Source organism: Actinacidiphila paucisporea, from assembly GCF_900142575.1.
GTDB lineage: Bacteria > Actinomycetota > Actinomycetes > Streptomycetales > Streptomycetaceae > Actinacidiphila > Actinacidiphila paucisporea.
The window spans coordinates 339976-346146 of the sequence record NZ_FRBI01000005.1; the positions used below are offsets into that span (position 1 = coordinate 339976).

General features: G+C 69.4%; 10 protein-coding genes. 5 read left to right on the top strand and 5 right to left on the bottom strand.

Annotation, left to right across the window (positions count from 1 at the left end):
• Nucleotides 1-10 precede the first annotated feature (10 nt).
• The 5 genes from BUE44_RS11290 to BUE44_RS11310 form a co-directional block, all read right to left on the bottom strand.
• Nucleotides 11-607: a DUF2637 domain-containing protein gene (locus tag BUE44_RS11290; protein ID WP_073496745.1), complete on the bottom strand. Its 597-nt coding sequence runs from the start codon at nt 605-607 to the stop codon at nt 11-13.
• Nucleotides 608-633: 26 nt separating this feature from the next.
• A complete protein-coding gene (locus tag BUE44_RS11295; protein ID WP_073496748.1) occupies nt 634-843 on the bottom strand; it encodes a hypothetical protein in 210 nt (69 codons plus the stop codon).
• Nucleotides 844-908: 65 nt separating this feature from the next.
• A complete protein-coding gene (locus tag BUE44_RS11300; protein WP_073496750.1) occupies nt 909-2285 on the bottom strand; it encodes an FtsK/SpoIIIE domain-containing protein in 1377 nt (458 codons plus the stop codon).
• A gap of 5 nt (nt 2286-2290) precedes the next feature.
• The gene (locus tag BUE44_RS11305) at nt 2291-2638 is read right to left on the bottom strand and encodes an SCO3933 family regulatory protein (RefSeq protein ID WP_073496753.1); all 348 of its coding nucleotides are present in this window, start codon (nt 2636-2638) and stop codon (nt 2291-2293) included.
• A gap of 188 nt (nt 2639-2826) precedes the next feature.
• Nucleotides 2827-3615, bottom strand: coding sequence for a GntR family transcriptional regulator (locus tag BUE44_RS11310; protein WP_073496755.1), 789 nt, complete (start codon nt 3613-3615; stop codon nt 2827-2829).
• A gap of 106 nt (nt 3616-3721) precedes the next feature.
• On the opposite strand from BUE44_RS11310, the gene BUE44_RS11315 reads away from it, so the two are divergent.
• The 5 genes from BUE44_RS11315 to BUE44_RS38430 all read left to right on the top strand — a co-directional run.
• Nucleotides 3722-4129, top strand: a complete 408-nt coding sequence (locus BUE44_RS11315; protein ID WP_073496897.1) for an NUDIX hydrolase — start codon at nt 3722-3724, stop codon at nt 4127-4129.
• A gap of 46 nt (nt 4130-4175) precedes the next feature.
• On the top strand, nt 4176-4604 hold the full coding sequence (locus tag BUE44_RS11320) for an ATP-binding protein (protein ID WP_073496757.1): 429 nt from the start codon (nt 4176-4178) through the stop codon (nt 4602-4604).
• Entirely contained in the window at nt 4601-4942 is a 342-nt protein-coding gene (locus tag BUE44_RS11325) for a hypothetical protein (protein WP_073496759.1), read from the top strand. Before BUE44_RS11320 ends, BUE44_RS11325 begins: the two co-directional genes overlap by 4 nt.
• A gap of 80 nt (nt 4943-5022) precedes the next feature.
• Nucleotides 5023-5292, top strand: coding sequence for a helix-turn-helix domain-containing protein (locus BUE44_RS11330; protein WP_073496761.1), 270 nt, complete (start codon nt 5023-5025; stop codon nt 5290-5292).
• A gap of 631 nt (nt 5293-5923) precedes the next feature.
• A partial coding sequence (locus BUE44_RS38430; protein ID WP_235002034.1) for a hypothetical protein occupies nt 5924-6171 on the top strand: 248 nt, incomplete at its 3' end.

Consider the following 6171-nt stretch of genomic DNA (forward strand, 5'->3'; position numbering starts at 1 on the left):
TGTCCTCCTTTCAGAGCTGGGCGGCGATGGCCTCGGCGAGGGGTGCCGGGACGCCGAGGCGGGCACGGAGGGTCGGACTATCGATTGGTGTGCCGGTACGGGCCCGGTGTTCAGTGGCGACCTTGCGGGCGTGGGCCAGCAGGGCAGCCGGGACGGGTGGTGTAGTGGGAACGGGTACGGCGGTTTCGGGTATGGGGTCCGGCTCGGTGGTCACCGTGGCGGAGGAGAGCTCCCGGTGTTGGGCGTCAGGTTGGTGCGCGAGGAGCGTTCCGCCGAGAAAGGCCACCGCGGGCCATCCGGCGACGAGGATGCGCAGCCAGGCCGGTACGGATTCGGCGTCGAGGAGTCCGGCGGTTGCGATGTTGGCGCCGAGTGAGGCGACCAGCGCGACCAAGAACCAGCACCAGGCCGCCGCCTTCCCTGAACCGGAGCGCAGCCGCCGCCACGCCGCGACCAACAGCAGGTCGACGGAGATCGGGTAGGCCCACGCCTTCCACCCCTGCTGTCCTGCGGCGTCGGCGACGTCGTGCAGGTGGGCGAAGGACAGCGACGCGGCAATGAGCGCTTGCACGAGCACTGCGTCGACGCGAGCCAGGCGAGCACGCATGGAGTTCGTCTCTTTCCGGCCTGATCTCAGCCCGCGGCCTTCAGGTCGTTGGCGCGGGCACGGGCGAGAGTTGCGGTCTGGGCCGCTTCCTCGTCGCCGGGCATGTCGGCGGCGATGCGTTCGAGGAGATCGGCCTTCCGGTCCATCAACGCGGCGTAGTCACCGCCCCCGCCCGCACGGAAACCGGCCAGGTCGGAGAGGAAGTCGGAGAGTTCACCAGCAGTGGGGCGGGACATGGGCCTGCCTTTCGGTTTCGGGCATGACGGGGTAGGGACGTGGCGCCGCACAGGAGGGGAACGGGTCAGCCGCTGACGGGCCGCGGCTTGGTCAGAGGAACGGGCGTACCGGCAGCCCGCGTAGGAGCCTTGGGCCGGAAGGGCGCGAGGTCGGGCAGGTCCGGTACGAGGTGCGCGGATGCGTCGCAGACGGCCGCCGCGTCGGCGAGGGACAGATACGGCGTGCGGATGCGGGACCAGCCCCCGGAGGTGTCCCCGGCAACGGCGAGGCCGGGCCGTTCGGGTGCGATGGCGCAGGCGGCGCCCACGGCTTCGGGTGCGATGTCGCCGAGCGCCATCTTGGCGGATGCTTCGTCGTTGACCCGGTGGCAGACGCGGCCGGAGAGTTGAGCGCGGAGCATGGTCGCGCCCTTGCCGAGTTCGGCGCCGAAGCGCTGGCCGCAGACTTCCAGGTAGATGCCGGCGGCGCGGCCGAGTTGGGCGAGCCGGATGAGGTGGGTGACCATCTCGTCGCGACGCTCTTCCTCCCTCTTCGTCGCGACGAGGAAGAGTTCGGCCACTTCGTCCACGAACAGCACGACGGGCACGGGCCGTTCGGCGTCGGGCAGGCCCCAGATGTCGGAGGTGATCTCCTCGTCGGGGGTCGAGCGGGCGATGCCCTGCCGGGCCTTGATCAGGTCGTAGCGCTCTTCCATCAGCCCGACTAGGACGGGCAGCAGTTCGGCCGCCTGGTCAGGGCTGGTGGCCAGGGCGGAGAGCCGGGCCGCGAACGGCGCCAGTTCCACGCCCCGCTTGCAGTCGATCCCGACCAGGGCGACAGGTTGAGGGGCGAGTCCCGCGATCAGGTGGCGCAGGTACATGGACTTGCCCGAGAGGGTGGCGCCGAGGGTGAGTTGGTGGGGTATCGCGCGGTAGTCCCGTACGAACGCGGTCGCGTCCTCCCGCAGCGCCACCGGGACCTTGAGGAAGCCGCCGGAAGTCTTGCGGGGCATGCGGACCTTGCGCAGGACGTCGAAGCCGACCAGCCGCAACTCGACCACGCCGGGCTTGACCACGGAGACGTACACGGCGTGAACGCCCCAGGCGTGCCGGAGCCGTTCGGCCGAGGCGGCAATGTCGGCCGGCTCCTGGCCCGGCGCGAGCCGCAGCCGTATCCGCATGCCCGTCGAGGTGGGGCGGATGATCCCCCGCCGTGGAGGAACTGGCCGCACCTCCCGCCGAGTCGTCGCCCGCACCGCCAACGCCCGGAAGCGCGACGGAGCCACGGTCAACCCGCAGGCGTCCATGACCGACCCGTAAGAACCGAGCAGGCGGGCCGTCGAGAGGGGCAGGCCGACCATGGACCAGTACGCGGCCGGTTGCTCGGCCCGGAGGTAGGCGCCGCCACCGCCGACAGCAGCGAGGGGGCCACCCACCTCCATCAACGTCAACAGGTCCGCCATCAGGCTCAAGCTCCCTGGACCGGGAAGGCGGCCGGAGTGACAGCGGCGGCGCGGAAGGCGATGCCGTGCCGCTGCTGCCCGTTGAAGGTGCTCTCCCACGGACGGGCCACCAGCCCCGGCAGTGCGACCGGGCCGCCGAGGGTCAGACCCTCGCTGACTCCGCTCTGCGGCACGGTGACCTTGAGGAGCGAGGACTCCCCGTCCTCGATGTGGACCACGCCGAGGGTCATCAGCGGCTCGCCGCTGACGGTGTCGGTGGCGATCTCGCCGGTCTGCCGGTCCTTGATCTTCGTCTCCGGAGCCTCGGTCAGCAGGATCGTCGCCGCCGAGGTCTCCACACGAATGGAACGCAACGCTTTTCTCCTTCACACGTGACAGCTAGTCGTCTAGACAAGTGTCGCCCTGTGTACCCGGAGTACCGGGCACGCGAACCACTGTGCCACATGACCCAGCTACTCGTCTATACGAGTTTGCCTGTGATGGCTTACGAGTTACGGGAGTTGGCCTGCTGCTGCCTGTGTCGCGGCACCATTCACCCTGGTCACGTGGCCGGAAGTTGGTACGCGAGGACGTACGCGTCTGCTGCCATCACCGTGTCGCAGACCTCGACGGCACGCCCCTCGGTGTCGAACGCGGTGCGGATGAGGTGGATCACGGGGACGCCGGTTGCGAGTTGGAGTGTCTTGACCTCGCTCGGGGCGGGCATGCGGGCGCGGATCTCTTCCTCGAAGCGGTCGAGGCGGTGGCCGAGTTCTTCGAGGCGGGCGTAGATGCCGCCGGGGCCGGGGTTCGGCTCGGCGATCGCGGTTCCGCGGGCGAGGTCCAAGGGGAGGTAGGAGGTGGCGAACTCGACGGGGCGCCCGTCGAGGAGGTAGCGGCGGTGCCGGGCCAGTACGCGGCGGGGACCTCCGAGGCGGGTGGCGATGTCCTGGCTCGGCCGTTCTTCCTTGATCTCCAGGCTGTCGACGGTGGGGTGGCTGCCTGCCGCGTCGGCCTCCACGGTGAACGCGGACTTGCCCTGTTCGCGGTGCCGGCGGGCGAACCGGTCCGAGGCGAGGCGCCGCACGGGAGGCCGGGGCCGTACGAAGACGCCCTTGCCGTGCTCGGAGACCACCAGGCCCTCGCCCTGGAGCACGGACAGCGAGTTCCGTACGGTCATCCGCGAGACGCCGTAGTGCTCGACCAACTCCGTTTCGGAGGGCAGCTTGTCGCCCTCGGCGAACTTGCCCTTGTCGATCGCTTCGCGCAGCTGGTCGGCGATCTGGCGGAACACCGCACGGTCGCTCGTCGGGTCCAGCGCCCCCAGGACGCCGGAGGGAAGAACGGGCATACGTACTCCTTTGGATATCTAGACGAGTGGCCGACCTTTGTTGCTACGGTGGGCAGCCTAGCCAGTCGAAGGGATCAGGTTCGTGCCGATCGAGCGCCCGCACTCCGTGAGCGTTGCCGGAGTCATCGTCGATGACGCCGGTCGCGCCCTGCTGATCAGGCGGCGCGACAACGGCCACTGGGAACCGCCCGGCGGAGTCCTGGAGGCGGGGGAGACCATCCCCGACGCGCTCCAGCGCGAAGTCCTGGAGGAGACCGGCGTCAAGATCGCTCTCCCCGCCACCCTCACCGGCGTCTACAAGAACATGACCGGCCTGATCGTCTCCCTCGTCTTCCGCTGCGAGGCGATCGACGGCCGGCCCTCCACCGGCACCGAGACCAGCGCCCTGCGCTGGGCCACCCGCGATGAAGTCTCCGAACTCGCCGACGAGGCGTACGCGATCCGCGTACTCGACGCCCTCGACGCAACCTCCCCGCCGGCCGTGCGCGCGCACGACGGCGTGAAACTCGTCTAGCACCCACCATCGGTCCATAGCCGCCCACCAGCAGAAAGTAACTTGTATGCACGAGTATACGAGTAGTCCGCGGGTCTGGGGACTCAGTTGCCCAGGTTCACCCGAAGAAGTCGGCCGCGTACGCCGCTGGACCCGCGACGTCCTGCGCGATTCCCCGTGCGCGGACGACGCCGCGCTCATCGTCACGGAGCTGAGCGCGAACGCTGTACTGCACACGACCAGCGGCGACGGGTGCGGTGCCGGGGGAGCGTTCCACGTCAGCCTCGCTGTCTCCGACGTGGTCGTGTCCATCTCGGTGACCGACTCCGGCGGCACGAAGACCGCACCGACCGTCGAGCACCCCGCCGACGAGGCCACCCACGGCCGCGGTCTGGCCATGGTCACCGCACTGGCCCACCAGGTCGAAACCCACGGCGACGAGCACGGCCACACCGTCACCGCCCACCTCACCCACCGCACCAAGGACCCGGCATGACCCACCCGGCAACCACACCGCCCGCCGACCAGGCCGCCCCGTGGACGATCGCCCGCATCCAGAACACCCTCACCAACGAGACCCTGATCCGCCGCTTCCTCCTGGACCTCACCCACGCGCCCGAGCCCCGAGTCATGGAGGTCTTCGCGGCGTGGCAGCAGGTCGCCGCAACGATCGAGGCCCATGCGGCACGCCAGCCCCCGGCCGCAACGACCGGTTTACCCGGCAACCCACAGAACAGCCCCGCACCGAACATCAGCCAGAGCCGTGGGGCGCCGCCGCAAGATGCCGACTACCCGCAGGTTGCAGAGGCGCAAGACCGCCGGGGCAGACCATGACTCTCCCCTCTGAGCACGGACGACCGGCGGACGGCAGGCGCCGTAGGCGCACACAGACCCTTCATCACGAACCGGAAGCGGTGACCTGGGCACGGACAAAGGCCGGCCTGACGAAGCGCGCCCTGGCCCAGCAGATCGGAATATCCGAAGCGCTGATGGGCGAGATCGAATCCGGCTGGCGCAGCGCTACCCCCGCCAACCTGCTCAAGATCGCCGCTGCACTCAACTGCCCCGTGGTCTTTCTCGAACGCAAGCGCTCCCCGGAAACACCGCCGCCACCAGCCCCGGGAGCGTCCAGCGGGCAGCACCACCAGGACGGCGACAGCGCCACGAAGCGACGCCGGGGCTGAGTAACAACTTTCTCTACGAGTTCAAGGCACCCGGCGTCGCTGCCGCTCCGCCGGGCGCGCGTCCGGCGCTTGGCCGCGCCGTCGCTCCTGTCTCCGCCCCGCTCGGCACGGCCCGCACCGCGCGCGCCCGCAGTGGGTTGGCCCGTGGCATGAGGTGGACCTGCACAGCCGAGGTTACGACGATGCCTCCGGCGGGGGCGCTCCGGCTCCGAGATGGCCCCAACCCGCCGGCGTCTGCACGTTCATCGCGGTGAGCGGGGTGGTCCCATCCCACCTGCCGTCGACCCGGTCAAGCCGAGCAGTCGCGGCCCAGGGCGTCAAGGTCGTACGTCCAGCAGGGCGCTCCACCTTGACGCCCTGAACCACGCCCGCTCCACAAGAGTGCGGGCCGACGGCAGACGGGATGGGAGAAGGAAGGTGGTGGGATCTGCCGGAGTAAGCCTCCAGCCAGAGACCCTTCCGATATGTGTCTGAATCGGGTACTGTCACCTTCACGGTCAGTCGTGTACGCCGATCCGCTGCTGTGGCACCTACGCTGCCAACGGCTCAGACGGTCAAGGCCCTCGGGGCCCACGCTCAAGCTCGCCATGGCGTTTGCCAGTATCCGGCGGGTGCGTAGGGCTTGCCGAGAATGGAACACATCATGGCTAGGCGTGGCAACAACGCGTTGAAGAGGAAGGCCCGCCTTCTCTCGCGCACCGAGAACATCCCGTACAGTGCCGCACTTGCACGGCTCTCATCCTCTGACACGCAGCCGGCTTCACGGCCAGTTCTTCGGCCGCGCGGCTCCACCTCCAGCCACACCCACCTGCTCAACGTCGCTGCGAAGATGCAGCGGGACTACGACCGGATCGTCAGTAGCCCGGTGGCGAAGATGCA